Source organism: Paenibacillus filicis, assembly GCF_038070315.1.
GTDB classification, from domain to species: Bacteria; Bacillota; Bacilli; order Paenibacillales; family NBRC-103111; genus Paenibacillus_G; species Paenibacillus_G filicis.
This window is the reverse complement of the sequence record NZ_JBBPCC010000057.1, coordinates 1-1,120: the sequence shown is the minus strand read 5'-3', so window position 1 is coordinate 1,120 and position 1,120 is coordinate 1. Positions and strand designations below refer to the sequence as shown.

1 protein-coding gene is annotated in these 1,120 nt (G+C 45.9%); it reads right to left on the bottom strand.

The window, feature by feature from the left end:
• Positions 1 to 127: 127 nt before the first annotated feature.
• A complete protein-coding gene (locus tag WMW72_RS35495; protein ID WP_341420309.1) occupies positions 128 to 1,078 on the bottom strand; it encodes a tyrosine-type recombinase/integrase in 951 nt (316 codons plus the stop codon).
• Positions 1,079 to 1,120: the final 42 nt, after the last annotated feature.

Below are 1,120 nucleotides of genomic sequence, written 5' to 3'. Positions count from 1 at the left end.
TTCGTACAATTTACGTTGTTCGACATTTTCTGTAGAATTCTTTGATTATTGCAAATCTTTCCTCGTTATTATAGTTAATTCAACCTAATATTACAAGATTCGATTCATATTATGTAGTGTTTTAGCCCTATAAGTACTCTTTTAAACTATCTTCTACAAAATCTGGAGCGGCTTTCTGAATTTGCTGTACGGTATGCAGATAACGTTGCGTCGTATTGATGTGCGTATGTCCTAGGGATTCCTGAACCTGTTGGAGAGAGGCTCCCTTGAGCAGCGCCAGGGTGGCGTTTGTATGCCTCAGCCAATGAGGAGTGACTTTTTTACTTCCCTCTAACGGGGTTCTTGCCTTCTGGATGATCTTCTCAACCGATCTTACCGTGATCGGGAATAAACGTGCATTGGGTTTCCTCAGCTCAGGCTGAGCGGTGCCCAGATGGGTCTGAATCAGAGACCACAGAATATCCGGAACTTTAACCTCCCGCTGTTTGCCCCCTTTCCCGAAAACCGTCAGCCATATCGAGGTTTCCTGTGGATCCGTATGAAAATGCCCCCATTGAATCGAGATGCATTCCGATACTCGCAGTCCCAGCAAAACAAGCGTCAGCCCCAGAATATAATCACGGGGACTTTGCTGCTTCAGCCTTTCGATCAACAGAATAACCTCACTCTTGGTCAAATAGTGGTTCCTGCTGGTTATTGCTACTTTCGGCACCTGTACGCTAGTCGTCGGGTTGATCGGAAAAATACCGATGTTCGGATCACTTCCCCATTTATACAGAGATCGCACGGGCGCAATGTGAATGGCGACAGTCGCAGGCGACTGGGGCAACCCGCTCTTGCTGAGGAATCCCTTAATCAAAGCGAGCTTATATACTTCGATTTCCCTCCAGTTGACATCACGGAGAGGCTTACCCTGGAGAAAAGCACGGAATTTGTTGATCGAATTCGTGTAATTCCTGACCGTATACTTGGAGCGCTCGGATGAAGACAAGAACATGGCTACGATCTGTTCATCCGAGTAAGCTTCGTTATGAGCTTCTGAAAAGGAAAGACCAGTTGAAATGTGCGACAGATGCATGATTTCCTCCTTAAGCCATTCGAACAACGTAAATTGTACGAA